The sequence below is a fragment of the Streptococcus oralis genome, from assembly GCF_015561235.1.
GTDB classification, from domain to species: Bacteria; Bacillota; Bacilli; order Lactobacillales; family Streptococcaceae; genus Streptococcus; species Streptococcus oralis_BK.
In genome coordinates this window covers 278,548-305,013 of sequence record NZ_JADMTC010000001.1, presented here as the reverse complement: position 1 = coordinate 305,013, position 26,466 = coordinate 278,548, and the positions used below count along the sequence as shown (strand labels likewise).

Below are 26,466 nucleotides of genomic sequence, written 5' to 3'. Positions count from 1 at the left end.
TACCATTTACTATAGCACAAAGCACCCTTAAAATCAAGCAAAAACTTTTTCAGAGTCCCCTTAAACATTACTAAAATCATATAATTGGGGATAGTGGTCACATTCTGGATTTTTGGGATGGCAGATAGCTCGTCCAAAGTAAATCATGGCCTGGTGGGCTGCTAACCACTCTTCTGGTGGCAAGACATCCATAACACGTTTTTCTACTTCAAGTGGCGTAGCTGATTTTTTAACGATATCGTGATGCTTGCAGATACGCTCCACATGAGTATCCACTGCAAAAGCAGGAATCCCAAAGCCCACACTCATGACAACATTGGCTGTCTTACGACCAACACCAGCTAGACTTTCTAATTCCTCTCGAGTCTGAGGCACTTGACCATCAAAATCGTCTAGTAACTGTTGGGCACATTTTTTAAGGAATTTGGCCTTATTTCGATACAGTCCCAGGCGAGAAATGTGTGAAGCAATTTCACTCTCTGTCGCTACAGACATGGCTTGTGGTGTCGGAAAAGCAGCAAAGAGACCTGGCGTGGCCTTATTTACCGCTGCATCTGTGGTCTGAGCTGACAACATCACTGCAACCAAGAGTTCAAAATGATTGGTAAAATCAAGACTAGGCTTAGCATCTGGAAAGAGGGCAATAATTTCCTCTATGACATGACGGGCACGTTTCTTAGATAAAACCATCTACTCGTCTCCATCAAACAGTCCTTGCAAGCCAGCAAATGGACTGTTTTCTTCTTTCTTGACTGCTTGTTGGGCTTGGTATTCATCTTCAGTCATGATTTGCCAGTCATTTCCAGACACAAACCCTTGGCCCGCCTCTTCTTCTTCCGTCAAGACCTTGATTGGGATATTGAGCAGAATATTATCTGCTACGCTCTCAGCAAGGTCTATTTCCCCATTTTCAATAGGCAAGACCAAGTCATCATCAAGAACTTCCTGGTCCAGTTGGTTGGTCGCTACTTCCATGAAAACTTCTGTCACTGGATAAGACTCAGCCAACTCAACTGGCTCCATACTGCGGCTGGAAGCAAGAACAATGGTATAAGATAGCTGATAGTCTAAGAAATACAGACGGTCTTCATACTGTACCTTCCCCACTGCAAGGATATCTTTGACATCTAAAATCTCTTGGTTCCGTTTACGCAAGTCTGCTGCCAGGTCCAAAGCTTGTTCAAAATGCAGGCCTTCAGGTTGCTTACGAATTTCTTGAATGTTTAACTTCATATTTCCTCCATAAAGATGTACTCACTTGATTATACCATGAAAAGGCTATAAGTCAGCCTCCCAAACTTTGATATTAAAATCTCATTTTTTAACATATTTACTATGACAAACTTTCCTATTAGTGCTATACTATAGGCAAGAATACATCAGAGCAAGGAGGATGCTCATATGGAGGACAAAGCACTCATCACTGAAGCTTACCAACTCCTTTCCGAGTTAAATAAAAGCTACCAAAGCTGTAAACAAGGAACAGCTGATGATCTTCGACTGCAAGAGCTGCTGAACACCACTCTTAAGGAACTAAAAACAGCAGAAAAACTGGACAACAGTATCTTAATCGACCTTGAGAAATTTTACCAACGTACCAGTCTTCTTATTGGACTAGGGAGCCTAAAACTAAACGATCAAGCTCGTATTGCTTGGCGAAACTATGACAAGTTCCACTACGAACATGTCAAACACGTGCTAACTCTCTATGGGCCTGTTTTCGGTTTTTAGAGTTTGAAATTACTTGTTTTCTGTTGACAAAATTTCCTGAAAGGTATAGGATAGAGGTACTAATACTCGGAGGTAAGGGAGACATGAACAACTAAGTCTATCAAATAAAGAATCTTTATTTAGTAGATCTTGTTTTTGTCTCTTTATTGTGTGCTCTTTTTATACTAGATTTTCTAGTATCTTGTCCTCATTGAAAATCAAAAAACTAGAAAGCTATGCTCCTCTTGGGTTGGGGTAGGCAGCTCCAAGCTAGTTTGACGAGTTTTTCAACGAGGATAATAGAGTTTTGGACAGTGACTTTGGGCTCTACTAGATAAAGTAGAGCTTTTTGTTATGCACTATCGACATTCTAGAAAGGGCAACAATATGATAAAAATCAATCATCTAACTATCACGCAAAACAAAGATCTACGAGATCTTGTATCTGACCTAACCACGACTATCCAAGACGGAGAAAAGGTTGCTATTATTGGTGAAGAAGGAAATGGTAAATCGACTTTACTACGAGCTTTAATGAGAGAAGCATTACCTGATTTTACCATCAAGGGCGACATCCAGTCTGACCTTCAATCACTGGCCTACATTCCTCAAAAACTCCCCGAGTTCCTGAAAAATAGGACTCTACATGACTACTTCTTTTTGGATTCTGCTGATTTAGACTACAGCATTCTTTATCGTTTGGCGGAGGAATTGCACTTTGATAGCGACCGTTTTGCTAGCGACCAAGAGATTGGCAGTCTATCAGGGGGCGAAGCATTGAAAATTCAGCTCATCCACGAGTTAGCCAAACCTTTTGAGGTTCTGTTTTTAGATGAACCTTCAAATGACCTAGACCTTGAGACGGTTGATTGGCTAAAAAGACAGATTCAAAAGATTAGGCAAACTGTTATTTTCATTTCCCATGATGAAGACTTTCTTTCTCAAACGGCAGATACTATTGTCCACTTGCGACTGGTCAAGCATCGGAAAGAAGCAGAAACACTAGTCGAGCATTTAGACTATGATCGCTATAGTGAGCAGAGAAAGGCTAATTTTGCCAGACAAAGTCAGCAAGCTGCTAACGACCAGAGAGCCTATGACAAAACCATGGAAAAACATCGCCGCGTTAAGCAAAATGTAGAAACTGCACTTCGAGCAACCAAAGACAGTACTGCTGGTCGCCTATTGGCTAAAAAGATGAAAACTGTTCTCTCTCAAGAAAAACGCTTTGAAAAGGAAGCTCAGTCCATGACCCAAAAACCACTTGAAGAGGAACAAATCCAACTTTTCTTTTCAGACATCCAACCATTAGCATCTTCTAAAGTCTTAGTCCAACTGGAAAAAGAAAATTTGTCCATTGGCGAGCGTATTTTAGCTCAGGGGTTACAACTAACGATCCGTGGCCAAGATAAAATCGGTATCATCGGGCCAAATGGTGTTGGGAAATCAACTCTGTTAGCCAAGTTGCGGCAACTACTAAGCGCCAAAAGAGAGATTTCACTTGGTTTTATGCCACAAGATTACCATAAAAAGCTGCAATTGGATCTATCGCCAGTAGCCTTTCTCAGCCAAACAGGGCAAAAAGAGGAATTACAGAAAATCCAATCCCACTTAGCCAGTCTCAATTTCAGTTATCCAGAGATGCAACACCAAATCCGTTCCTTATCTGGTGGTCAACAAGGCAAACTACTTCTGTTGGATTTAGTTCTACGCAAACCAAACTTTCTCATTCTGGATGAGCCCACACGCAACTTTTCTCCAACTTCCCAACCCGAAATCAGAAAACTCTTTGCCTCTTATCCAGGTGGTCTGGTCACTGTGTCACATGACAGACGTTTCTTAAAAGAGGTCTGTAGGGCCATCTATCGTTTGACAGAACATGGTTTTGAAGTCTTTGATTTACAGGATTTATAACTTTTGAACATAGAAAAATCCAGAGGCGAACTCTGGATTCTTTGGGCTGCTTGAGCTAACTCAAACAGCTTGAAAGATACTAACTTAATCAGAAGAACAACTTTGTTGCACTTGACTTGACAATTAAGGAAAAAATTGTTTTTCCATCTCTGCCACTTAACTACAAATTAAATAATTTATAACTAGTATTCTTTTTTCTCCATAATCATAACGGACAATTTTACTGCAAGCCCTATGATTAATATGCTTACAACTAAAATTCCTAAGCAAATAATTGATATAGAATTTTTACTAAAAATCTCCATTAGTTCTGCAAGAAAATCCGACTTTTCTTTTAACAGTGTTGATAAAGCAAATATTAAGAAATAAGTGATTACCATAATGAGTCTACCCTTTTCAGCACCATATTTAAGAATAAATGGTAATTGAATGGCAGACATAAGTATACTAGCAGCTAATGTAATTAAAGCAATAAACACTATATTATCCAATGACATTTGATTTTTTGTCATCAACAGTACAAAAATGCAGAATGAACCGACCAAACCAAAGGCAAATGCAAAGAAAAGCTTGCTCAACACATAACTGCTCTTTTTTATTGGCATCGAAAATGCAAACTGTTCGAAATCTGATTTTGTATCATAACCAAAGGCGATTGCAGTAAGTATGAGCGGAATCATTGCACATATTAACGGAACCATAAACAATTCATTTTCATAAATTCCATATACAGCCAGTGCAATACTGATAGTAACCGTTAATAATAATGTCTTTTTTAAAGTAGCTATATCTTTCAAAATTAATGCTGTCATTATTGTCTCACTCCTTTCACAAAGTAAATCATAATATCCTCAATTGACGGTTTTTGTAACTTGATACCATCAGGTACAAGACCCTTTTTAACAAGTAACTCTTGCCCAAAAGAATGTATTCTTCTTCCTACAATGGCTTCTTCATCAATGTTATTTACTTCTTCATTGGATAAAGTACATATACCGTAGTTTTCTTTTAACTCATCTTTTGTTTCCACAAATAAGATTTTTCCATTGTGAATAAAAGCAATGTAATCTGCCACTTTTTCTAAGTCAGATAAAATATGGGAAGAAATAAGAATTGTATGATTTTCATCTTGCATAAAATCTAATAACAAATCCAAGATTTCCTCTCTTACAATTGGGTCAAGCCCACTTGTTGCTTCATCTAAAATCAAAAGTTCAGCATTGTGAGATAAAGCAACAGCCATTGAAAGTTTCATTTTCATACCACGAGAATAGTTTTTAATCATCTTTTTATGTGGTAAATTGAATTTTTCAACGAATCCATAAAACTGCTTTTTATCCCATTTTGAATAAACTCTATGACAAAACTTTTCAACATCGATTAATGTCATTTCTTCCGGCACTAACAAATCATCAAATACCACTCCAAGTTTATCTTTCAGTTCAACACTATTAGGATTTTCCTCATCTAAAAGTCTTATATCGCCAGAGTCTTTTCTTAAAAGCCCAAGTAACAATTTTATAGTTGTACTTTTACCAGCTCCATTCTGTCCGATATATCCAACTATTGTTCCTTTCGGAATAGTAAGATTTACCGGTCCTAGTTTAAAACTGTCAAATGTTTTTACTAAATCTTTAATTTCAATAGCATATTTACTCATATTCACCCTCCACATAACTCTTTAACATTTTTATCAATTCATCACTGGATACATCTGCAATTTCTGAAAGTTCAACTACTTCTTGAAGCTTCGATTCAATTTTCTTTAAGTATTCTTCTCGAATTAGTTCTTTATTTTGTGCTGCAACAAAATTACCTTTTCCTTTTACCGAATTTATAAATCCGTCTAACTCTAATTCATCAAAAGCTCTTTTTGCAGTTAACATACTTACTCTTAATTCTTTCGCTAAGAATCTTATCGAAGGTAGTTGTTCTCCCACTTTCAAATCTCCAGAAATGATTTGTGCTTTAATTTGATTTTTTATTTGCAGATATATTGGATCATCACTGGAATTATTAATTTGTATATTCATCCTCAACCCCCTACTGTTATTTGTGTTTTAACTGTTATAATTATATCATAACAGTTAAAACATTTCAATATCTAAAAAGAAGCAGACAAAATTTTCTTTGCCCGCTTCTTCTCATTACTACCTAAAGTCTTTCAGCAATCCTCTTAACTTGTCCAATATCTTATTTCTTCTCTTTATGAGAGCTGGATGAGATATTTTTTTCGTTTCAGCCACCGAACGAATAGTCTCATCATTGAAATAAAGTCTATCAATGATTTCTCTTTCTTGATCATTTAATTTTGATAGTGCATCTCGCACTGCCTCAATCATCATCTGTGTCTGAACGATCTTATCTACATCAAAACCCTCATCAACTATACTATCCTCAAAATGTCCATCATGATCAAAAGACGAGAAAAAAGCAAGTGATTTCTTCTATCCACCTGCTTCAAATATTTTTCTGCTCTATAATATTTGTAGTGGGTAAATCCCCTATGGATATTATGGAGCTTATTCTAGCTTTTCTTCAACCCACTACAGTTGACAAAGAGCCATTTTTTTACATCTGTTTCAAGCGTTCGATTCGTTCTGAGATAGGTGGGTGGGTATAAAAGAGTTTTTGAAGTCCCCCACCTTTCTTAGGATCATTGATATACAGAGCGCTGCTGGCATCATCGACGTGGTGATGCATTGGCTCGCTATTGTCTAACTTGCGCAGTGCATTGATCATCCCTTGAGGATTGCGAGTCAGCTCCACACTGGATGCGTCTGCTAGAAATTCCCTCTGACGGGAAATGGCTAATTGCACCAAGGTTGCTGCAAGAGGTGCTAGAACAATGGCTAAGAGAGAGATAACAAGCATGATAATCTCCAAACCATTTCCATCACGATCATTATCGCTCCGTCTGCGACCAGCACCACCCCACCACATCATCCGACCAGCCATACTAGATAGCAGGGTAATAGCACTGGCAAGAGCAACAGCAATGGTCGAAATGCGGATATCGTAGTTCCGGATATGACTGACTTCATGCCCCATTACCGCTTCTAGCTCCTCACGATTCATGATGGCTAGGAGACCCGAAGTAGCTGCGACTGCTGCATTCTGCGGGTTGGAACCTGTCGCAAAGGCATTTAAAGAAGAATCCTCAATGATGAAAACACGTGGCATAGGGATCTGAGCGACCATGGCCATATCTTCCACTACATGGTAGAGGTCTGGTGCCGTTTGCTCATCAACCTCACGCGCCCCATTCATAGACATGACAATCTCTGTTGATTGAAAGATCATGGTCAAAGCATAGACAAAACCGATGATTAGGGCTATGATCATGCCCCCAAGACCTGAGCGCATGAAGAGATAGCCAACCGCATAACCAACCAAGGCCAAGAGTAGGAAGAAAACCAGCAACAAAATCCACGTTTTTCGTTTATTGCTCGCAATTTGATCAAACAACATCTTAGTCACCTAAACCGCTAAAGTCAACTTTAGGAACTGCCTTTTCCTCTTCAGGTGTTTGAAGGAAGTCTGCAGCTTTAAAGCCAAATAGTCCTGCGATGATATTACTTGGGAAGCTTTCAAGTTTTACATTGTAGTTGCTGACAACACTGTTGTAGAGTTGGCGAGAGTAAGAAATTTTATTTTCTGTATTGGTCAACTCTTCTTGCAATTTGATAAAGTTAGCACTAGCTTTCAAGTCTGGGTAATTCTCTGCTACTGCAAAGATACCAGAAATCTGGCGGGTAAGGGCATCACTGGCCTTCATAGCTTCTGCTGGTGAAGTTGCTGCAGCTACTTGTCTACGAAGTTCTGTTACTTTTTCCAAGGTAGAACCTTCATATTTGGCATAGCCTTTGACTGTTTCAATCAAGTTTGGGAGGAGATCATTACGACGCTTCAACTGAACATCGATCTGGCTCCAAGCCTCCTTGGTCTGCATACGATTTTTAACCAAACCGTTATAGCTAACAATCACAAAAATAACAATCAGAGCCAAAACTCCAAGAATAATCCAAGTCATAATCTTATTCCTTTCTGCTTTTAGATTACTACCAGTATATCAAAATTTTAACGAATATGGTAAAATAAGATGATACTAGAGAAGGAGAGTACTATGAAACCAGAAACATTTTACAGCCTACTAGCTGAGCAAAATCTTCCACTTTCGGACCAGCAAAAGAACCAATTTGAACGATATTTTGAACTCTTGGTCGAGTGGAATGAAAAGATTAACCTGACCGCTATTACAGACAAAGAAGAAGTTTATCTCAAACATTTTTATGATTCGATTGCACCTATTCTGCAAGGCTTGATTTCAAATGAAACTATCAAACTTCTTGATATCGGGGCTGGGGCAGGATTTCCTAGTCTACCCATGAAAATCCTCTATCCTCAGTTAGATGTGACCATCATTGATTCGCTCAATAAGCGCATCAACTTCCTTCAGCTTTTGGCTCAAGAGTTGGATTTGGATGGTGTTCACTTCTACCATGGACGAGCAGAAGACTTTGCTCAAGACAAGAACTTCCGTGCCCAGTTTGATGTGGTGACGGCTCGTGCGGTTGCCCGTATGCAGATCTTGTCTGAATTGACCATTCCCTATCTTAAAGTCAGCGGAAAACTATTGGCACTCAAGGCCAGCAATGCTCCTGAGGAATTGTTAGAAGCCAAGAACGCTCTCAACCTCCTCTTTAGCAAGGTAGAGGACAACCTCAACTATGCCCTGCCAAATGGAGATCCGCGCTACATAACAGTCGTCGAAAAGAAAAAAGAAACACCTAACAAGTACCCAAGAAAGGCAGGCATGCCAAACAAACGCCCACTTTAATTTTTTTAGTAAAAAAATGATTTACAAAATCAGCCTCGCTTTATTATTTCTGGGCTCGGGAAAAATTCGTTTACAAAACGGACCTCGCTCTCCCATTTCCAGGCTCGGGAAAAATTCGTTTACAAAACGAATTTTTTCTGCTATACTATCCTAAGCAAAGGTTTTTAATGTCATCCTGTGAGGTGACGAAGGCGCAGATTTATATAAATTTTTAAAAGATAGCTATTTTTTAAAAAGTCTTACTCTGAGGGCCTATTGCTGCAAAATAATGGGCTCTTTTTTGGTGCCCAAAAGTGAGGTTTTTATGAAACAGGAATCAACTGTTGACTTGTTACTAGACGTTGATCAACGTCCTTCTGCTGGTAAAGGTATTCTTCTAAGCTTCCAGCACGTGTTTGCCATGTTTGGTGCAACCATTCTCGTTCCCTTAATTTTGGGAATGCCCGTGTCGGTTGCTCTCTTTGCTTCCGGTATTGGAACACTTATCTACATGATTTCTACTGGCTTTAAGGTTCCAGTTTATCTAGGTTCTTCATTCGCCTTTATCACAGCTATGTCTTTAGCCATGAAAGAAATGGGAGGCGATGTATCTGCCGCTCAAACTGGGGTTATCCTGACTGGTTTAGTCTATGTTCTTGTAGCGACAAGTGTTCGTTTTGCAGGTACGAAATGGATTGACAAACTCTTGCCCCCAATCATTATCGGACCTATGATTATCGTTATCGGTCTTGGTCTTGCTGGTTCTGCTGTAACGAATGCTGGACTTGTAGCAGATGGAAACTGGAAAAATGCTCTTGTAGCTGTCGTGACGTTCTTGATTGCCGCCTTTATAAATACAAAAGGTAAAGGTTTCCTTCGTATCATTCCTTTCCTCTTCGCCATCATTGGTGGGTACATTTTCGCAATGCTTCTTGGTTTGGTTGACTTTACCCCAGTCCTTCAAGCCAACTGGTTTGAAATTCCTGGTTTCTACTTGCCATTTAGTACAGGTGGAGCCTTTAAAGAGTACAACTTATACTTCGGTCCTGAAACAATCGCCATCTTGCCTATCGCTATCGTAACAATTTCAGAACACATCGGAGACCACACAGTTTTGAGCCAAATCTGTGGCCGTCAATTCCTGAAAGAACCAGGACTTCACCGTACTCTTCTCGGTGACGGTATCGCGACATCTGTATCAGCCTTCCTCGGTGGACCAGCTAATACGACCTACGGCGAAAATACAGGGGTTATCGGGATGACTCGTATCGCTTCTGTCTCTGTTATCCGTAACGCGGCCTTCATCGCCATTGCACTTAGCTTCCTTGGTAAATTCACTGCCTTGATCTCAACAATCCCAAGTGCTGTGCTTGGTGGCATGTCCATCCTTCTCTACGGAGTTATCGCCAGTAACGGGCTAAAAGTTTTGATTAAAGAGCGCGTTGACTTCAGCCAAATGCGTAACCTCATCATCGCTAGTGCCATGTTGGTACTTGGACTTGGTGGAGCCATCCTCAAACTCGGCCCAGTTACACTTTCAGGTACTGCTCTATCAGCCATGACAGGAATTATCTTAAACTTGATTTTGCCACACGAAAATAAAGAATAATCATCTATACACACAAAATCCACTCGATTGAGTGGATTTTTTTATTACTTACTCTTTATTTCCAGCAGTAAATCTTTCAAAGAAATAATGGTCACGACTAGTAAAATCATAGCCATACCGACAAAATCAATCGCATAAAACTGTTCCTTCATAATCAGAAAGGCAAAGAAAACGGCTGAAATTGGCTCTATGGAAGCTAATAAACTAGACTTAACAGGGCCTATCAGACTAGCTCCTTTTAGGAAAGCTGTATAGGCAAAAACCGTTCCGATGATGATAATCCCAACAAATGCAAAGAGAAAATCTAAGCTAGTCGGTATGCTGGCCTGTAAGACTCCTGTAAAGGGAAGAGCCACCACACCAGAAATAACCATCCCCACACCAATCACCAAGATACTCCCCCACTTCTTAATCAAAGCGATGGGAAGGATAATATAGAGGGCATAGGTCAAGGCAGAAAAGAGACCCCAGAAAAGGCCTAGGGGTGTGACCGACAACTGGTCAAGCTCCCCATGTGTCGCGATCAAAAAAGTTCCTCCTATGGCTAATCCAACCGAAATAAGCTCAGCCAGAGTAGGCGCCACCTTGTCCTTGATACAAGTATAAACCAAGATCCCAACGGGGCATACATACTGGAGAACTGTCGCCGTGCCAGCATTGGTTTCCTGAATGGCAGAAAGATAGGCAAACTGGTTTAAGAAAAGTCCAAACAAGGCAAACAACAGCAGAGATAAAAGGTTTTTTCTGTCTTTAAAAAAAGCATAGAGTTTATCCTTTGCAGTCATATAGGATAAGGCTACCAGTGCCAAGCCTGCAATGATAAGTCGCAAATTGGTCAAGACTAGAGCGGAAATCCCGTGTGTCATCAGGTATTGGCCACTGGTTCCAGACAAGCCCCAAGCAATCCCTGCCACTACTGTATATAAAGTACCTTTTACGGTTTTTGACATGCTGCCCCCTACTCTTCTTGACGAATCATTTCCATCACTTGATTTCGATCGACTATCCACTGGGCACGCTCATCCTTTTCATACGTTCGATTGGACAGAAAGATGGCAACTTCCTGCTTCTCCCGATTCCACATAATAAAGGTACCTGTATAACCCGTATGGTCGAGCCAAGCTCCTTCCAGATTCCAAGCTAGCGAACGCTCCTTATCATCTAAAGGAGAAAAATTTCGGCTCAAATCTGCAGCAAAATCATCTTTCAAGTAATGTTCCAGAAAGATCTGTAAATCCTTAACAGTCGAAAACAAACCAGCACTTCCAGCGTGCTTCCCTAATAGACGGGCTTTGGGATCGTGAACCTTTCCGGCCCCCACTCCTATCACTGTTGGTACAGCAGCCTCAACGGGACCAAACTTGGTTCCCGTCATCCCCCATGGTTTCAAAACTTGTTCTTCTATAATCTGATCTAAATCTTGGTTAAAGATTTTTTCCAAAACAAAGCCCAAGAGTAAAAAGTGAACATCTGAGTATAAGAAAGCAGGCTGACTTCGTCTGTTGAGGTGAAACATGGCTTCTTTTAATTCAGGGGCAGTCAAGAGATCCCGATTTGGAATAAAGGGGTCTAAGTCTGTTGCATGAGTCAGAAGTTGTCGTATGGTAATATCTGGATAATCACACTCCGGTAAAAAATCCGTTACCGGTCGATCAATATCGAATTTGCCCTGCTTCCACAAGAAGATGAGAACCGTCCCTACTCCCACGACTTTACTCACACTAGCCAGATCATAAACCAAACCGCTCTCTGTTTTCAAGCCCCGTTCTGGATCACTCAATCCTAGATAAGACTCTTTCCATTCACCATCCTTATAATACGCAAAAGAGGCCCCGGGATAAATCCCTGCCTCGATTTGATTTTCTATTTTTCTTAGAATTTTTTCCAACTTCATGCTTCTTCAAACCACAATTCAATGTTATTGGTATCTTTACCCAGGAAGAATTTTTCAGACTTAGGGACAAAGTAGCCTGTCTTTTCAAATTTCTGACGAAGACTGGTTAGATCAAAATTTCTTACTAAAAATTTCAACATCGTCAAGTCCCAAGTGACATTGTTTTCAACAGCCAAATCTAGTCCTTGCCCTTTAGTAAAAGTGATTACTTGCGCTACTCCTTCAGAATCAAGTAAGCTCTCTGTCCCCTCAGGCAAACGCAACTCCATAGAAACCTCAAATTGGCTCAAGTATTTTATACCTGTATTTGAATAAAATTCAGGAATCGTATCTAGCGGAACTAAGTCTTCAATATGATTTTCCGCATGAACAAGGATCACATCCTGTTCAGGAGAAACAATCTCAAAAGCATAACCACAGCTTCCTTTAAATAGGCGAGGAAGGGACTTCATCTGTGAAAGAAGGTCCTCGATTTCAGAAGGATTATCAACCTTCACCACGAGTCTAGCGAGTTTCTTAAGCCCTTCAACTCTGCGTGTTCGCATGCTCGGAGCTTCTTCTAGAATCAACCTCTCAGTACCTGTCTGGTCTCCCAAGGAAAGAAAGGCCGACTCTTCTAACAAGGGTTTCATCCCTAGGGTTTCAATGTAAAATTTTTCATTTAATTTTCGGTTATTAACTTTCAAAGTCGGAATGATCCGAACAATCTCATTCACACTCATAAATTCCTCCAACTCTTTTATTTTAAAGGATTTTCGAATATTTTACAAGACATATCTGATTTATTTAGAAATTTTATAACAAAAAACTGGGTTTCCCCAGTTTCGTTTCTTATAGGTAAAGTAGTTTGAATACTGCTACTGCTGCAATACCCGCTGCAATTGGAGCTACAACCGGAACCCAAGCATACCACCATTTTGAATCACCCTTGTGTTGACCAAGAACCGATTTTGGAAGAACAGCGTGAAGGAGACGTGGTCCAAAGTCACGAGCTGGGTTCAAAGCAGGTCCAGTAGGTCCACCGAGTGAAGTTACCAAGGCCATTACTAGGAAACCAAGTCCTAAATGAGCTACTGAAAGACCTGCTGTTGTGTGTGGTGCTATTTGAGCTTTGATAGCTAATTCAGAAAAGTCAACTGTTTGATTAGCCTGCGTTGCCATTTGCTTCATGTATTGCATTACTTCTGCACCAAAAAAGTTTTTAGTCATTCCTAGGGCCGCAAAGAACAGAATAAACGAGCCGACAAACTCATTGATAAAACCATTTACACTTGCTGCGAAACGTGATTCTTTTGTACCGTGATCAACACTTGAAATCGTTGAGAAAGTACCCAAAATGTTATTAGAATTCTCTGTTTTCAAGTAGTAAGGACGGTGAGTTGCCACAACCATAGCTTGACCAAAAATCGCTCCTAAAAGTTGCGCAAGGATATAATATGGCACTTGTTCCCAAGGGAAAAGTCCGCTCACAGCAAGTCCAAGTGTGAAGGCTGGGTTGATGTGGTTACCAGATACATTACCGAACATCAAGGCTGGGATCATAACCCCCATACCGTAACCAACCGCGATAACGAGCCAGCCACTTTGGTGACCTTTCGTACCTTTAAGTTCAACGTTAGCAACTGCACCATTACCAAGAATGACCAAAATAGCAGTTCCCAAGAATTCAGTGGCATATTTAATAGCCCATGTAAAATCCATTTGATAGATTCTCCTTCAATTTTTTTAGACAATCCTTATTCTATCAATTTTTAGACCTTTTAGCAACAGATTTTCTAAAAGAATCTATGGAAAACGCTTCATTTAACTTATCTTTAAGAAAAGGACAAAAGAAGTCAAACTCCTTTCATCCTTTTCGTTACTCTTGACGCTGACCAAAGTCCGCAATCATCTGCTCCATCTCTTGACGACTTGAAGTGGTTAGCATATAAAGGTAATCCCCTTGTAGCTCTGCAAAAGCTGCTGGCATGATTTTTTTGACCTTGAATTGCTGACTGTATTTAGCAAGCAAGTCTTCTTCTGAATAGACATAATTTGCATTGGCACGACGTGATGTAGCTAAACAGTATTGTGGTTCAAACTCTGATGCTGGGAATTCTTCACCTACAACAATCGCCGCATAACCTCGGTAGAGATCCAAGGAGTGAGCGAAGTTATAAACATCAATGGTAAAGCCACCTGCAGGACGGTTATTGTACTCAATAGCGATATAATCGTCTCCCTCACGGAAGAACTCGATATGGAAAAAGCGTTCTCTCATTCCAAATTCCTTGACTATGGCCTCACCATACTTGCGCAGTTTTGGATCCATATCCTTGAGCACATAGTAAGAATTGTCCATCTTATAAATCATGAGATCAAGTGGTGTATGGGCATAATCAAAAGTCGTTGAAAAGACGATGTTGCCATCCTTGTCCACAAGCCCGTCAAAGGTACAGATTTCGCTAGAAGTGACAAATTTCTCAAAGAAATAAACGGTTAAATGGTCCCATTCTTCTTTGAACCGGTCCACATCTTCCTGACTTTCCAACTTAAAGGTGGCTGCCGCTCCCACTCCATTGTCAGGTTTGGCAATCATTGGTAGGCCAATCGTTTCAACTGCTTGGGCCACATCTGCTTCCGTCTGGATAACAGCGCCAGGTACAACAGGGACACCTGCTTTTTTGAAAAGTTTCTTCATTTCAGACTTATATTTGGTCTTTTTGAGATCCTCTGGTTTGGCACCAAAGACATTGAATTGCTCACGAAGGGCTGCATCCAGCTCAAGCCAGTATTCATTGTGGGACTCGATGCGGTCGATTGGGCCATGCTTGTAGAAAAGAAAAGCTACTGCACGTTTGACTTCGTCTATATTCTCAAGATTATCTACACGGAAATACTCGGTTAGGCTATTGCGCAAAGGTTCATCTAGTTGTTCGTAAGGCTCCTGACCAATTCCCAAAACGGTGATGCCTTTATTAGCTAGCCCGATGGTAAACTGTTGAAAGTTTTGCGGATAGTAGGGAGAAATAACAAGGTAATTCATAGGCAACTCCTTTTATAGATACAGGTGTCCAAGAAAATAGGGCATTTGTTTGCGCCACCATTCCCAGTCGTGGGCGACATCGTGCCCCCATTCAGCAAACCAGGCTGGAATTTGTTTCTGGTCAAAGGCTTCTTTGAGCTTGTAGAAGGATGGCAGACCGTCTTGTTCCCAAGCACCGAGACCCGTACAGACGACAATCTCTGCCTGACGGTATCGATTGATAAACCAGCCGTCATTCTGATTCCAAATATAATCTACTGGCGAGTTTTGATAAATGGCATCGTCATTATAATAATCACCGACAAAAAAGCGGGCATCATAAACTCCACTAAGAGCGATCACCTTGGTAAAGACATCTGGATGCTGGAGGAAGAAATTAAGTGCATGGTAGGCCCCCATCGAGCAACCTGTCGTCATCATACCATCAAACCAACCTGTCTTATGCTTGATAAAAGGAATGGCTTCCTCAATTACATAGCGTTCGTAGGCGCGGTGCATCTCCGCCTGGTCATGAGCATTTTTCCAAGTAGCCAGCCAGCTCTCACTGTCTACGCTGGAGAGAGTAAAGAACTGGACGCGCCCTTCCTCGATAAAGGAAGCACAGGCATCTATCATGCCAAAATCATAGTATTCATTATGACTGCCACCAGATGAAGCAAAAACCACAACTGGAATCCCAGCATGTCCATAACGATTGAGGTACATTTCACGGTTGAGATTGCCACTCCAGTGGCTGAGGTTTTCAATATGCATTGGCTTTCTCCTTTCTTAACTTACCATTTCTCTGCAAAAAATCGGAGACAGTCTGGCAAATTTTCCGACCAAGGTATTTCACTATGGATGGCACCAGACTGAACTTTCAAGACAAGATTATCCAAGCCTACTCCACCTGCAATCAAATCACGGTAATAACGAAGCGACGAGTCGATATAGGCTTGTTTAATATTGCCAGCCATCAGGGTCTTGTCCGTATCATCTGCTTCTTCTGTTCCTACATAGATGAAAATGCGCTGTTCAGGCGTCAATTTCTTGCGCTCGATATAGCGGTTAAAGGCTTCTTGGTGAAGCCAGTTAGCAGATGAGAAGACACCTAGACAACCAATTCGGTCTTGGTACTCTAGTCCGATAAACTGGGTAATATTGCCTCCTAGTGACGAACCAATCATAGCCGTATGCTGGCGATCAGCTTTGGTACGATAGGTTTCATCGATAAAAGGCTTGACCACCTCCATGACAAACTCGGCATACTCCACCCCCTTACCGCCAAACTGTTGACCTGGGATAGGAGATTCTTGAAACTTCCAAGCCGCATACTCATTCATCCTCCCCATACCATCATTATCAATAGCAACGACAATCATGCGACTGATGTCAGGATTTCGCTTAATGGCTGGAATAATTTTCCAAGAGTGTCCGATATAAGACTCCTTGCTGTAAAAGACATTTTGCCCGTCATGAAAGTAAACTACAGGATAAAAACGGTCTGTGTCTTTCTCGTAGTCCTTTGGCAGGAGCACACGCACACGACGCTCTTTTCCTGTATAAGGAACCTTGAGTTTGTGTTCTTTCATTTTTAAGTAAAAGTAGGAATGATTCATTGTCAGAAAACTCTCTATATTCAAAAATTTATCTTATTATACCACAAAAATAGAAAAAAAGTCAGTAATTGTCCATTTTAAGGATAAATAACTAACTTTTTCATTTATTTTTCTAAATTCTTCTGGATTTTCTGATTAGAGCAGATTGTCAATTAACTCATCGACAGCATCTTTTTCAGCTTGAGGTGTGATCTTAGTAATCATAATCCCTGCCACTGCTCGCTCAACCAAGCCTTCAACATCCAGGCGTTTTTCATACTGCTCTGCATTCTCTATCTTAGGATTGGTCTTAGGACGGTCAGGTGCAAAAATCGTACAGCAGTCTTCAAAAGGCTGGATTGAAATTTCAAAGGTATCGATTTCCTGCGCAATGTCAATGATTTCCAACTTGTCCATCGTAACCACGGGACGAATGATTGGAGTGCTAGTCACAGCGTTGATAGTCTGCATGCTTTCCAAAGTTTGGCTAGCTACTTGACCAAGACTTTCCCCATTAATGATAACTAAACCATTTCTTACCTCACGAATACGGTCGGTAATGCGCATCATAAAACGACGGGTCAAGGTCATGAGGTAGGCTTCTGGCGCTTTAGCCTTGATTTCCTCTTGAATCTCAGTGAAAGGCACCTCGATAAACTGGATATTTCCTCCAAACTTGGTTAATTTACGGGTCAAATCTTGGGCTTTCTTGAGGGCACCAGGACTAGTATATGGCGGGCTGGCAAAGTGAACGGCCTCAATATCTACCCCTCGTTTAAGAGCTAGATAACCAGCAACAGGTGAATCAATCCCCCCTGACAACATGAGCATGCCTTTACCAGAACTTCCCACAGGTAATCCTCCTGCTCCACGAAAGGTTTCATAGGAAATATAGGCAGCCTCTTCACGAATCTCAACTTGAAGATTAATATCTGGATTTTTCATCTGAGCTTGCACGTTTGGAATAGCCTCGAAAACAGCTCCACCAAGAGTTTGATTGAGTTCACGACTGTCCAATTCGAAGTTGTGGTCGCTACGCTTGCTAGTGATTTTAAAGGTCATCCCTTCCTTGTAGATTTCTTTCATAATCTCTTGGACAGCAGACTTCAGAACTTCCACAGACTTTTCAACCTTATAAACGGGAGAAAAGTTTTGGATCCCAAAGACTTGTTTGAGAGATTCTGCTACTGCTGTATAATCAGCTCCATTGAGGTAAGCGTGGGCACGGTCGCGATCTGCGGTTACCTTAACTTGAGGATAGATGGACAAAACGTCCGAAATATTATTACGAAGTTTATTGATGAAACGCATACGATTTTTGTGCTTGGTTGACAATTCTCCATAGCGAATCATAATTTCTGAATACTGCATAAATGCTCCTATCTTACTTTTCTAGTTTGATTGTAAATTAATTTTAGCTTGGTCAAAAACTGCTCGACCTGACTCATGTCATTTTCCAAGTCTAGGCTTAGACGCACAGCTGACTGGGCCTTATCCTTGTCCACTCCCATGGCAATCAAGGTACCTGCAGGTCTTCCTGCCTTGGATGAACAAGCAGAGGTTGTAGAAATGAAAATGTCATAGTCTTCAAAGGCGTGAACAATGACTTCACCACGAACACCCTTAATCCCAAAAGTCAGGATATGAGGGGCAAAGTCTTCCTTATCTGAAAAGACGAAAATGTCTGGATAGTTCAGAAGGGCTTGGCGAATGAGCGCCTTCATCTGCCCAGTCTTACTAGCAAAGATAGCTAATTTTTCCATAGACAAACGGAGGGCCTTGGCTGTTGCTGCGATCCCTGCCACATTTTCAGTTGTCGAACGATAGTCTCCCTCTTGACCGCCACCTGTTAAAAGAGGCATGATCCTCTTACCAGACTTGATATAGATAAATCCAACACCTCTGACACCATGAAACTTATGACTTGAGAAGGTCGCAAAATCCACTCGATCCGTCAAGTATTTTTCAGTCGGAATCTTAGCAAGTGCCTGAACCGCATCAACATGGAAGGAAATGGTCGGCTTATCTACTAACAGTTTCGAAATAGCCTCAATAGGCTGGATAGAGCCAATTTCGTTGTTAACTGCCATGATGGAGACGAGAGTCGTATCAGGACGTATCAAATCTGCTAATGCTTCAACATCTACAAATCCTTTCTCATCAACTGGGACAATATCCACCTCAAAACCTTGACTTTTCAGCCATAGGGCTGACTCCTTGACTGCTGGATGCTCAATAGCTGATACGATGATGTGCTTGCCAAACTGGGCTTTTTCAAAGGCCACACCCTTGATGACCCAGTTATCACCTTCTGTTCCACCAGAGGTAAAGAAGATTTCATCACTCTTCTTCCCAATCAAATCTGCAATTTGCTGCCGGGAAGCATCTAAAATTCGTGTTGCCTGATCTCCCAAACGATGGAGACTAGACGGATTTCCTACAATTTTTGAAGCGACCTGCATGTAAGTTTCAAGTGCTTCAGGATAAGGCTTGGTTGTCGCCGAATTATCAAAGTAGATCATGTTTTCTCACGCTTTCTAAAATCACTCCTTCTATTGTATCACGAAAAGAGACCTGCGACAAGAAAGGGAGGTTTCTCTTTTTTTAAGATTTTTTTAAAGAAATGAGGTATAATAAATCATAATTAAAGGAGAGTATCATGTCTAACTATCGTAGAACTTCAAAACCAAAAACAGAACACATCAAAAAGGGATTTACTGTCTTTCAAAAAACGATTGCTACCATCGGTAGTATCCTTGGCCTAATCACCGCTACTATCACTATCATGAACGCCATGGATAATAACAAAAACAACAAAAAAGAACCGACGACAACTCAAACAACTGTTGTCAAAGAAATTCAAAAAGAAGCCCCTCAGGAGAATACTACTCCTAACAAGGACAACACTTCCACTAAAGAAAATACCTCGCAGGAAGAAACTCCTCAATCCAATAAAAAGGAAGAGCAAAAAGAAGAGAAAAAAACAACAACTCAGGATTCTTCTACACCTTCCTCAACAAAAGAAACAACTGATAGTGGAAACTCGTCCAAAACGACTAGTTCCGAAAACAAAAGCAATCAATAACTACTAAAATAGCTTCCTTCCAGCTTTGGAAAGAAGCTATTTTTTATTGTTGCAATACTTTTCGTGGTTTGGTTCCTTCAGCTGGACCGATAACACCCGCCATTTCGAGTTCTTCCATAAGGCGGGTCGCACGGTTAAATCCAACCGACAAACGACGCTGAATCATCGAAGCACTGGCTTTCTGGGTTTCGATAACCAAAGCCTTGGCTTCTTCAAAAAGCGGATCGCCGCCAGCTTCACCATCTGAAAATTCTCCTTCATTTTCAGAAACCTCACCTGGATCAAAACTCTCATCGTAGTCCGCATCCGCCTGAGCCTTGATGAAGTTTACAATGCGTTCGACATCGTCATCTGAGATGAAGGATCCTTGTAGACGGACTGGGTGATTTTCATCGATTGGTTTAAAGAGCATGTCTCCTCTACCAAGCAATTTTTCTGCTCCATTTTCATCCAAGATGGTTCGTGAATCTGTACCTGATGAAACTGCAAAAGCCACACGAGAGGGGACATTGGCCTTGATAAGACCAGAGATAACATCTACTGATGGACGTTGCGTTGCGAGAATCATGTGAATCCCTGCGGCACGCGCCTTCTGTCCGAGACGAATGATGGCATCTTCTACTTCCTTGCTAGCCACCATCATGAGGTCAGCCAACTCATCCACAATGACAACAATCAAAGGAAGCGCTACTTGTTTGTACTCAGACTGGGCATTGAATTCCTCGACCTTGGCATTGTAACCAGCGATATTTCGCACACCAACCCTAGCGAAGAGTTCGTAACGATTTTCCATCTCATCCACAACCTTTTGCAGAGCCTTGCTGGCCTTGCGTGGATTGGTCACAACTGGAATCAAAAGGTGAGGAATGTCATTGTAAACCGACAACTCAACCATCTTAGGATCCACCATCATAAACTTGACCTGGTCGGGTCTTGCTTTCATGAGAATGCTAGCGATAATACCGTTAACTGCGACTGACTTCCCTGATCCCGTCGAACCTGCAACAAGTAGGTGGGGCATCTTGGAAAGGTCAAAGGTGCGAGCAGTTCCATTGACCGCCTTCCCTAGAGGAATTTCGAGGAGATTTTCTGGCTTAGTTTGAGACTGTTCCCAGAGTTCACGGAAGGAGACGGTTGCAATCTCAGAGTTGGGTACTTCGATTCCGACTAGGGATTTACCAGGGATCGGAGCCTCAATCCGAACATCCTTGGCTGCTAGAGCCAGCGCTAAGTCGTCTGCCAGATTGGAAATGCGGTTAACCCGTACACCGACTGCTGGCTTGACTTCATACTTGGTTACTGATGGGCCGATTTCAGCCCGTTCAACCGTTACCTTAATACCAAAGCTGGCAAAGGTTTCTTCTAAGATTTTGATATTTTCTCGAACAATCTTCTTTTCCTTGGACTGATCTTTGGGTTTATCTGGCGCAAAGAGTTGCAAGCTTGGTAGCTTGTATTCGAGGGCTTCCTTAGCAGAAAAATCAACCTGCACCTCTTCATCCTCAAAATCTTCTTTCTCATCTGGAACTTCAACGTCAGCCTGAGGAAGGATAATCTCCGGTTCATTCCATTCTTTTTCAGGAATTGGCGGAAGATCATAGTCTGGAACTTCTGGTAAGATTTCTCCAGTTTCAGGATCTACAGGAGGAAGCGGTAGTGCATCCTGTTCTTCTTGCTCTCTCTGAATTCTGGCTGCTTCTTCAGCTTCTTGACGAGCCTTCTCTTCTTCTCTCTTGATGAAGCGTTCTTGTTTTCTCTGTTCCTGCTTTTCCATGAAGGATCTGAACTGAGCTCCAATAAAGGCTGCAACATCGTAAATAGACCAGGGACTAACCAAGAGTGCCCCAACTAGAATCAAGAGAACTCCAATAAAGTATGATCCGATATTGGAGAAAAGAAAGGCTATGGGAATATAAAGTCCGACACCAAGCAAGCCTCCACCAGCGAAGCTAGTCACTCGCATACCAGTCAGGTCCGTCATAACTTGAGACAGGGTCCCTTTTAGGACTGACTGCTCCAAGCCAAATTTCCATACCAAGTAGGCCTCAAAAATCAAGAGCAAGCCAGCGAAGATACAAAGAAATCCTGACAGAAGTCCCTCTTGCTTGCGTATCCATTTAAAAAGAAAAAGATAGATAAGGAGACCACCTATGGCCACATAGGCCAAACTTCCGACCACCAGTCGAATGAGATTGTAAAGAGTGACACCTGCTGCACCGAGTTTAAGGGCTGCAATAATCAACAATAAGGCAATCCCTAAGGAAATCAACATCCTCTGGATAGCCTGTTTTCTTTCAAGTTCTGCTTTAGACGGTCTCCGTCTTGTTTTCGTAGTATTCTTGTTTGCCATTCTTTTATTATACCATATTTCACAGCCATTTCGAATAGAGAAAAAGATTGCACCAAATGGTAACAATCTTTCTATTCTAATCCTTTTTATGCTTGTGGTTTGCGTAGGTAACCATAAACCACACCACTTACAATTGCGCCAACCAAAACAAAGGCAAGGTAGAGAAGGGCATTTGAAGTAAGGGCGATGACGAAGATTCCTCCGTGTGGTGCCATGAGTTTGATTCCTGCAAGACCAACGAGTCCTCCTGCTACTGCAGAACCAAGGATGAAGCTTGGAATCGCACGAGCTGGGTCTGCTGCACCAAATGGGATCGCTCCTTCAGTGATGAATGACAAGCCCATGATTATGTTTGTTAAACCAGAGTTGCGTTCTTCTTTGGTAAATTTATCTTTGAAAAGAAGGGTTGCGACAAAGATAGCAAGTGGTGGAACCATTCCTCCAGCCATAACTGCTGCCATAGCTACAGAACCACCTGAAGAAACAGTCGCTGCAAGCGTACCTGTACCAAAGACATAAGCCGCTTTATTAACTGGCCCACCCATATCAACAGCCATCATGCCCCCAAGAACGATACCAAGAAGGACAGCTGAACCTCCCCCAAGACCGCCTAGGAAGTTATTCATAGCAGTGTTGATTTCTGCCATTGGGATGTTGACAGCTAACATAACAAATCCAGTCAAGATTGTTCCAAGAAGTGGCAAGAGAAGGATTGATTTAGCACCTTCAAGTGAACGAGGAACTTTTACGTATTTCTTGATGGCAAGAACTAAAGCACCTGCGATAAATCCACCAACAAGGGCGCCTAGGAAACCAGATGAGACACCTGCAAGGGTTGAAGTTGCTTCACCACCTGCGGCATAAGGAATTTTACCAAAGGCAAAACCTTCTTTGGCAATAGCACCAGCCACAAAACCAGCTACCAAACCTGGTTTTTCAGCGATAGAGTAGGCTACGTATCCTGCAAAAACTGGAAGCATCAAGCCAAAGGCAGCCCCACCGATTTTCATGAACATAGAAGCTAGTTCATGGTAGGATCCGAGGTTGCCAAGACTATCTTGTGGCACACCAAAAGCTCCGTCGATTAAGAAGGCGAGGGCAATCATGATACCACCACCGATAACGAATGGTAACATTTGAGATACACCACTCATCAAGTGTTTGTAGAAAGCTCCACCGATACTTTGTTTTTCATTAGATGCTGTTGCAGCTTTTGCTCCATTAGCAGCACGATAAACTTCAGCATCTCCTGAAAGAGCCAAGTTGATCAGCTCTTCTGTCTTACGGATACCGTCTGCAACTGGACGGTTAACCAAAGGTTTTCCATCAAAGCGATCCATCTCTACAGCCTTGTCAGCAGCGATGATAACAGCTTTAGCCTTACGGATATCTTCTGCAGTTAGTTGGTTACCTACACCGCTAGCACCGTTGGTTTCAACCTTGATGCCAACCCCCATTTCAGCAGCCACTTTTTGAAGGGCTTCTTGAGCCATGTATGTGTGGGCAATACCTGTCGTACAAGCTGTAACAGCTACGATAAAGTCGTCAGAGTCATTAGCAGGTACTTGAACAGGCTCCTCAGCTTTTTCTGAAGCTTGGTTAAAGAGTTCGATAACTTGATCTGCAGATGTTACTTGACGAAGTTTGTCAGCAAATCCGTCTTTCATCAAGTATTGAGACAATTCTGCCAAGGCTGCCAAGTGAGTATCATTGGCACCTTCTGGAGCTGCAATCATGAAGAAGAGATCTGTTGGTTGCCCATCTAAGCTTTCGTAGTCAACACCCTTGTTTGACTTAGCAAAGAGAACCGTAGCTTCTTTAACTGCAGAGTTCTTGCTGTGAGGCATAGCGATTCCATCACCCAAACCAGTGGAAGTTAGAGCTTCACGCGCTAAGATTCCTTCTTTAAAGGTTTCAAAATCCGTCACGTAACCGTGATCTACCAAACTTTTAATCATCTCTTCGATGACAGCTGTTTTTTCAGTTGCCTGCAAATCCAGCAACATGACATCTTTTCTCAATAGGTCTTGAATTTTCATCGTTTTTCTACCTCAACTTTTTCATAAGTTTCTTTTATAAATGTTGCAGTTGCCAAGTCATCAGAGAAAGTAGTTGCTGTCCCACAAGCCACTCCCCATTTGAAGGCTTCTACTGCATCTTTTGATTTGACAAATTCACCTGTAAACCCAGCAACCATTGAGTCGCCAGCTCCCACTGAATTTTTGACTGTTCCCTTGATAGGTTTTGCGAAGTAAGCTCCCTCAGATGTGACAAGAAGTGCACCGTCCCCAGCCATGGAGATGATCACATTTTGAGCACCTTTAGCCAGTAACTCTCGCGCGTATTTCTCAATTTCATCTAAACTATCTAGTTTAACTCCAAAGATAGCTCCCAGTTCGTGATTATTTGGCTTAACCAAAAGTGGCTGATAGTCCAAACTATCAATCAAGGTCTGTCCTTCAAAGTCACAAACCACTTGCGCACCAGTCTGGCGTGTCAAGGCAATCAAATCTTTGTAGATAACATTACCTAGATTCTTAGCACTTGAACCTGCAAACACAACCGTATCATCTGCTGTCAGACTAGATAAAACAGCTTTCAATTCTTCTAATTGAGCTGGTTCAACACTAGGACCCGTTCCGTTGATTTCTGTTTCTTGGTCTGCTTTGATTTTAACATTGATACGAGTATCTTCTGCCACTTGGACAAAACGAGTCTCGATTTCTTCTTCTTCCAAAGTATCTGTGATAAATTTACCAGTAAATCCTCCAATAAAACCAGTCGCTGTATTTGGAATACCCAAGCGTTTCAAAACACGACTGACATTGATTCCTTTCCCACCAGCAAACTTATCATCACTGTCCATTCGATTGACACTACCTACTTCTACTTTGTCTAAGCGAACGATATAGTCAATGGATGGATTGAGTGTGACTGTATAAATCATACTTCTATTACCTCCGTTTTCCCCTTAATAGCCTGCAAGAGCTCATGCCCTTGACTTGTGATAACAATAGCTCGTTTGAGTGGTGCTACCTTGGCAAAGCAAGTTTGCCCAATTTTTGATGAATCCACTAAGACGTAGGTCTGTTTGGCATTCTCTAAAATAGCACGCTTAACAGCTCCCTCCTCCATATCGGGAGTTGTATAATAACCATCGTCAACACCATTCATTCCGATAAAGGCACGGTCAAAGTGCAATTGATTGATTTGGTTAAGAGTAACACCGCCGATACATGCATCTGTCGTCATCTTGACACTACCTCCAACCATGACCGTTGGAATCTGCTTCTCAACCAACTGAACCGCATGATGAATGGAGTTGGTCACAACGGTGATATTCTTATTGACCAATTCCTTAATCAAAAAGGCTGTTGTTGTGCCAGCATCGATAAAGATAACATCTTTCTCCTTAATAAGAGAGGCTGCTTTCTGAGCCAGTAGCTTCTTCTCTTGAAGGTTTTTGACAGATTTTTCTTGGATGGTTTCTTCTTCCTGCAAGGAGTGGGGTAATTCTGCTCCACCATGCACACGGCGAAGCTTGTTTTCCGCCTCCAACTCATCCAAATCTCTTCGTACCGTTGATTCTGATGTTTCTAATAGATTAACCAATTTTTCTAGGGAAACTACATGATGTTGATTTAACTCCTCTAAAATCAGTTGCTTCCGCTCAGTTTTTAACACCGAATCACCTCCTGTTATCGTTTACACTATTCATTCTAGCACAATTTCTATCAAAGTCAAGCATTTTTTATCATTTTCTTTCAAATTCTATCATTTTTCTTATTTCCAAAATTTTTATTGCAAGATAAGTGGCTTTATGGTAGACTATTTGAGTAAGTATTGGAAGATTACTCAAGAGGCTTAAGAGGCCGTGTTGGAAACGCGGTAGGCGTGTAACAGCGTGCGTGGGTTCGAATCCCATGTCTTCCGTAGAAAAGCAAAATTATTTTTTAGATACAACAATGTTGTATCTTTTTTTGTATCCCTTTTTAAAAAAAGAATACCAAGGAATACCAAAGGCAAAAACAAAAAACGTTGATTTAACAACGTTTTTCCAAGGTTGGTGAAAGAATAATGGAGCCGGTGGGAGTCGAACCCACGTCCAAACACCTGCCAACATATTTGTCTACAACCATAGGTTATGTATTGTTTTAACAGTCCCTCGACACATAACTCAAGCCTAGGAACTGCGAGTCTATTAATCTCTTATCAAACCACTAGACAAGGCTTGATCGTATCTCGCTAATCATAAGACCTGTCATTGAACACGAGCAATTCAAATCAGGTCACGCCTGCTGGTTTTTAGGCAGCTAAAGCGTAAGAAGTGTTATTTTTTGCAGTTATATTTAACTGAGCGTTTACGTCGCCACACGGGTTGCAAAATATGCCTCATAATGCCTGTCGAATCCGTAACGACCCCAAAAGACGATAGAACCATTATAACCTATCTTCATGAAAAATGCAAAATCAAGCCACCTCT

At 41.5% G+C, this 26,466-nt stretch carries 25 protein-coding genes, 1 tRNA gene, 1 other RNA gene and 1 pseudogene; 6 read left to right on the top strand and 22 right to left on the bottom strand.

All coding sequences use genetic code 11. From position 1 onward, the window contains the following. Positions 1-60 precede the first annotated feature (60 nt). Positions 61-690 (bottom strand): endonuclease III, encoded by a 630-nt coding sequence (nth, locus tag I2H52_RS01605; RefSeq protein ID WP_000244437.1) that lies wholly within the window; start codon positions 688-690, stop codon positions 61-63. Beyond that, positions 691-1,233: a YceD family protein gene (locus tag I2H52_RS01600; protein ID WP_049501342.1), complete on the bottom strand. Its 543-nt coding sequence runs from the start codon at positions 1,231-1,233 to the stop codon at positions 691-693. Between the two features lie 168 nt (positions 1,234-1,401). Here I2H52_RS01600 and I2H52_RS01595 point away from each other — a divergent pair, with 168 nt between their 5' ends. After that, positions 1,402-1,731, top strand: coding sequence for a hypothetical protein (locus I2H52_RS01595; protein ID WP_049501341.1), 330 nt, complete (start codon positions 1,402-1,404; stop codon positions 1,729-1,731). 333 nt (positions 1,732-2,064) lie between these two features. Beyond that, a complete protein-coding gene (locus I2H52_RS01590; protein WP_195593897.1) occupies positions 2,065-3,624 on the top strand; it encodes an ATP-binding cassette domain-containing protein in 1,560 nt (519 codons plus the stop codon). 182 nt (positions 3,625-3,806) lie between these two features. Here the strand turns inward: I2H52_RS01590 and I2H52_RS01585 are convergent, their stop codons facing one another. From I2H52_RS01585 to I2H52_RS01565, 6 genes and pseudogenes are all read right to left on the bottom strand, one after another. Beyond that, positions 3,807-4,436 (bottom strand): ABC-2 transporter permease, encoded by a 630-nt coding sequence (locus I2H52_RS01585; protein ID WP_195593895.1) that lies wholly within the window; start codon positions 4,434-4,436, stop codon positions 3,807-3,809. Then, positions 4,436-5,284 carry an ABC transporter ATP-binding protein gene (locus I2H52_RS01580; RefSeq protein ID WP_195593892.1) on the bottom strand — a complete coding sequence of 283 codons (849 nt, stop codon included), beginning with the start codon at positions 5,282-5,284 and terminating at the stop codon, positions 4,436-4,438. The genes I2H52_RS01585 and I2H52_RS01580 overlap by 1 nt, the downstream gene beginning before the upstream one ends. After that, positions 5,277-5,657 carry a GntR family transcriptional regulator gene (locus tag I2H52_RS01575; RefSeq protein WP_195593890.1) on the bottom strand — a complete coding sequence of 127 codons (381 nt, stop codon included), beginning with the start codon at positions 5,655-5,657 and terminating at the stop codon, positions 5,277-5,279. Before I2H52_RS01575 ends, I2H52_RS01580 begins: the two co-directional genes overlap by 8 nt. Before the next feature lie 117 nt (positions 5,658-5,774). Continuing rightward, positions 5,775-6,136 (bottom strand): annotated as a pseudogene (locus I2H52_RS09675) (sigma-70 family RNA polymerase sigma factor). 59 nt (positions 6,137-6,195) lie between these two features. Continuing rightward, positions 6,196-7,095 carry a zinc metalloprotease HtpX gene (gene htpX / locus I2H52_RS01570; protein WP_195593887.1) on the bottom strand — a complete coding sequence of 300 codons (900 nt, stop codon included), beginning with the start codon at positions 7,093-7,095 and terminating at the stop codon, positions 6,196-6,198. Between the two features lies 1 nt (position 7,096). Beyond that, the gene (locus tag I2H52_RS01565; protein WP_000219838.1) at positions 7,097-7,657 is read right to left on the bottom strand and encodes a LemA family protein; all 561 of its coding nucleotides are present in this window, start codon (positions 7,655-7,657) and stop codon (positions 7,097-7,099) included. Positions 7,658-7,750: 93 nt separating this feature from the next. Here I2H52_RS01565 and rsmG point away from each other — a divergent pair, with 93 nt between their 5' ends. Together rsmG and I2H52_RS01555 are read left to right on the top strand one after the other, a co-directional pair. Next, positions 7,751-8,464: a 16S rRNA (guanine(527)-N(7))-methyltransferase RsmG gene (rsmG, locus tag I2H52_RS01560; protein WP_195593884.1), complete on the top strand. Its 714-nt coding sequence runs from the start codon at positions 7,751-7,753 to the stop codon at positions 8,462-8,464. A gap of 304 nt (positions 8,465-8,768) precedes the next feature. Next, entirely contained in the window at positions 8,769-10,052 is a 1,284-nt protein-coding gene (locus I2H52_RS01555) for a uracil-xanthine permease family protein (RefSeq protein ID WP_195593881.1), read from the top strand. 44 nt (positions 10,053-10,096) lie between these two features. On the opposite strand, the gene I2H52_RS01550 is transcribed toward I2H52_RS01555, so the two are convergent. From I2H52_RS01550 to I2H52_RS01510, 9 genes are all read right to left on the bottom strand, one after another. Next, positions 10,097-11,002 (bottom strand): DMT family transporter, encoded by a 906-nt coding sequence (locus tag I2H52_RS01550; RefSeq protein WP_195593879.1) that lies wholly within the window; start codon positions 11,000-11,002, stop codon positions 10,097-10,099. An 8-nt stretch (positions 11,003-11,010) separates the two neighbouring features. Further along, complete coding sequence (locus I2H52_RS01545; protein ID WP_195593877.1) at positions 11,011-11,946, bottom strand: serine hydrolase domain-containing protein; 936 nt, start codon at positions 11,944-11,946, stop codon at positions 11,011-11,013. Then, a complete protein-coding gene (locus I2H52_RS01540) occupies positions 11,943-12,668 on the bottom strand; it encodes a CppA N-terminal domain-containing protein (protein ID WP_195593875.1) in 726 nt (241 codons plus the stop codon). The genes I2H52_RS01545 and I2H52_RS01540 overlap by 4 nt, the downstream gene beginning before the upstream one ends. A gap of 109 nt (positions 12,669-12,777) precedes the next feature. Then, complete coding sequence (gla, locus tag I2H52_RS01535) at positions 12,778-13,647, bottom strand: aquaglyceroporin Gla (protein WP_195593872.1); 870 nt, start codon at positions 13,645-13,647, stop codon at positions 12,778-12,780. A gap of 157 nt (positions 13,648-13,804) precedes the next feature. After that, positions 13,805-14,971, bottom strand: coding sequence for an ATP-grasp domain-containing protein (locus I2H52_RS01530; protein ID WP_045616909.1), 1,167 nt, complete (start codon positions 14,969-14,971; stop codon positions 13,805-13,807). Between the two features lie 12 nt (positions 14,972-14,983). Continuing rightward, positions 14,984-15,724: an esterase family protein gene (locus I2H52_RS01525; RefSeq protein ID WP_195593870.1), complete on the bottom strand. Its 741-nt coding sequence runs from the start codon at positions 15,722-15,724 to the stop codon at positions 14,984-14,986. 20 nt (positions 15,725-15,744) lie between these two features. Beyond that, positions 15,745-16,569 carry an alpha/beta hydrolase gene (locus tag I2H52_RS01520; RefSeq protein ID WP_001016819.1) on the bottom strand — a complete coding sequence of 275 codons (825 nt, stop codon included), beginning with the start codon at positions 16,567-16,569 and terminating at the stop codon, positions 15,745-15,747. 135 nt (positions 16,570-16,704) lie between these two features. Continuing rightward, positions 16,705-17,919: a tRNA uracil 4-sulfurtransferase ThiI gene (gene thiI / locus I2H52_RS01515; protein WP_195593868.1), complete on the bottom strand. Its 1,215-nt coding sequence runs from the start codon at positions 17,917-17,919 to the stop codon at positions 16,705-16,707. Positions 17,920-17,927: 8 nt separating this feature from the next. After that, positions 17,928-19,070 carry a cysteine desulfurase family protein gene (locus tag I2H52_RS01510; RefSeq protein ID WP_195593865.1) on the bottom strand — a complete coding sequence of 381 codons (1,143 nt, stop codon included), beginning with the start codon at positions 19,068-19,070 and terminating at the stop codon, positions 17,928-17,930. Positions 19,071-19,207: 137 nt separating this feature from the next. On the opposite strand from I2H52_RS01510, the gene I2H52_RS01505 reads away from it, so the two are divergent. Beyond that, positions 19,208-19,633, top strand: a complete 426-nt coding sequence (locus tag I2H52_RS01505; protein ID WP_045616905.1) for a DUF6556 family protein — start codon at positions 19,208-19,210, stop codon at positions 19,631-19,633. A 43-nt stretch (positions 19,634-19,676) separates the two neighbouring features. Here I2H52_RS01505 and I2H52_RS01500 read toward each other — a convergent pair whose 3' ends face one another. From I2H52_RS01500 to I2H52_RS01485, 4 genes are all read right to left on the bottom strand, one after another. After that, positions 19,677-21,983 carry a DNA translocase FtsK gene (locus I2H52_RS01500; protein WP_195593862.1) on the bottom strand — a complete coding sequence of 769 codons (2,307 nt, stop codon included), beginning with the start codon at positions 21,981-21,983 and terminating at the stop codon, positions 19,677-19,679. A gap of 86 nt (positions 21,984-22,069) precedes the next feature. After that, complete coding sequence (locus tag I2H52_RS01495) at positions 22,070-24,022, bottom strand: PTS fructose transporter subunit IIABC (protein ID WP_195593825.1); 1,953 nt, start codon at positions 24,020-24,022, stop codon at positions 22,070-22,072. Continuing rightward, positions 24,019-24,930: a 1-phosphofructokinase gene (gene pfkB, locus I2H52_RS01490; RefSeq protein ID WP_045616902.1), complete on the bottom strand. Its 912-nt coding sequence runs from the start codon at positions 24,928-24,930 to the stop codon at positions 24,019-24,021. Before pfkB ends, I2H52_RS01495 begins: the two co-directional genes overlap by 4 nt. Continuing rightward, the gene (locus tag I2H52_RS01485; RefSeq protein WP_045616901.1) at positions 24,927-25,667 is read right to left on the bottom strand and encodes a DeoR/GlpR family DNA-binding transcription regulator; all 741 of its coding nucleotides are present in this window, start codon (positions 25,665-25,667) and stop codon (positions 24,927-24,929) included. Before I2H52_RS01485 ends, pfkB begins: the two co-directional genes overlap by 4 nt. A gap of 161 nt (positions 25,668-25,828) precedes the next feature. On the opposite strand from I2H52_RS01485, the gene I2H52_RS01480 reads away from it, so the two are divergent. Next, positions 25,829-25,916: transfer RNA gene (locus tag I2H52_RS01480), tRNA-Ser, on the top strand. A 142-nt stretch (positions 25,917-26,058) separates the two neighbouring features. Here I2H52_RS01480 and ssrA read toward each other — a convergent pair. Beyond that, positions 26,059-26,406: a transfer-messenger RNA gene (gene ssrA, locus I2H52_RS01475) on the bottom strand. Between the last annotated feature and the right edge of the window lie 60 nt (positions 26,407-26,466).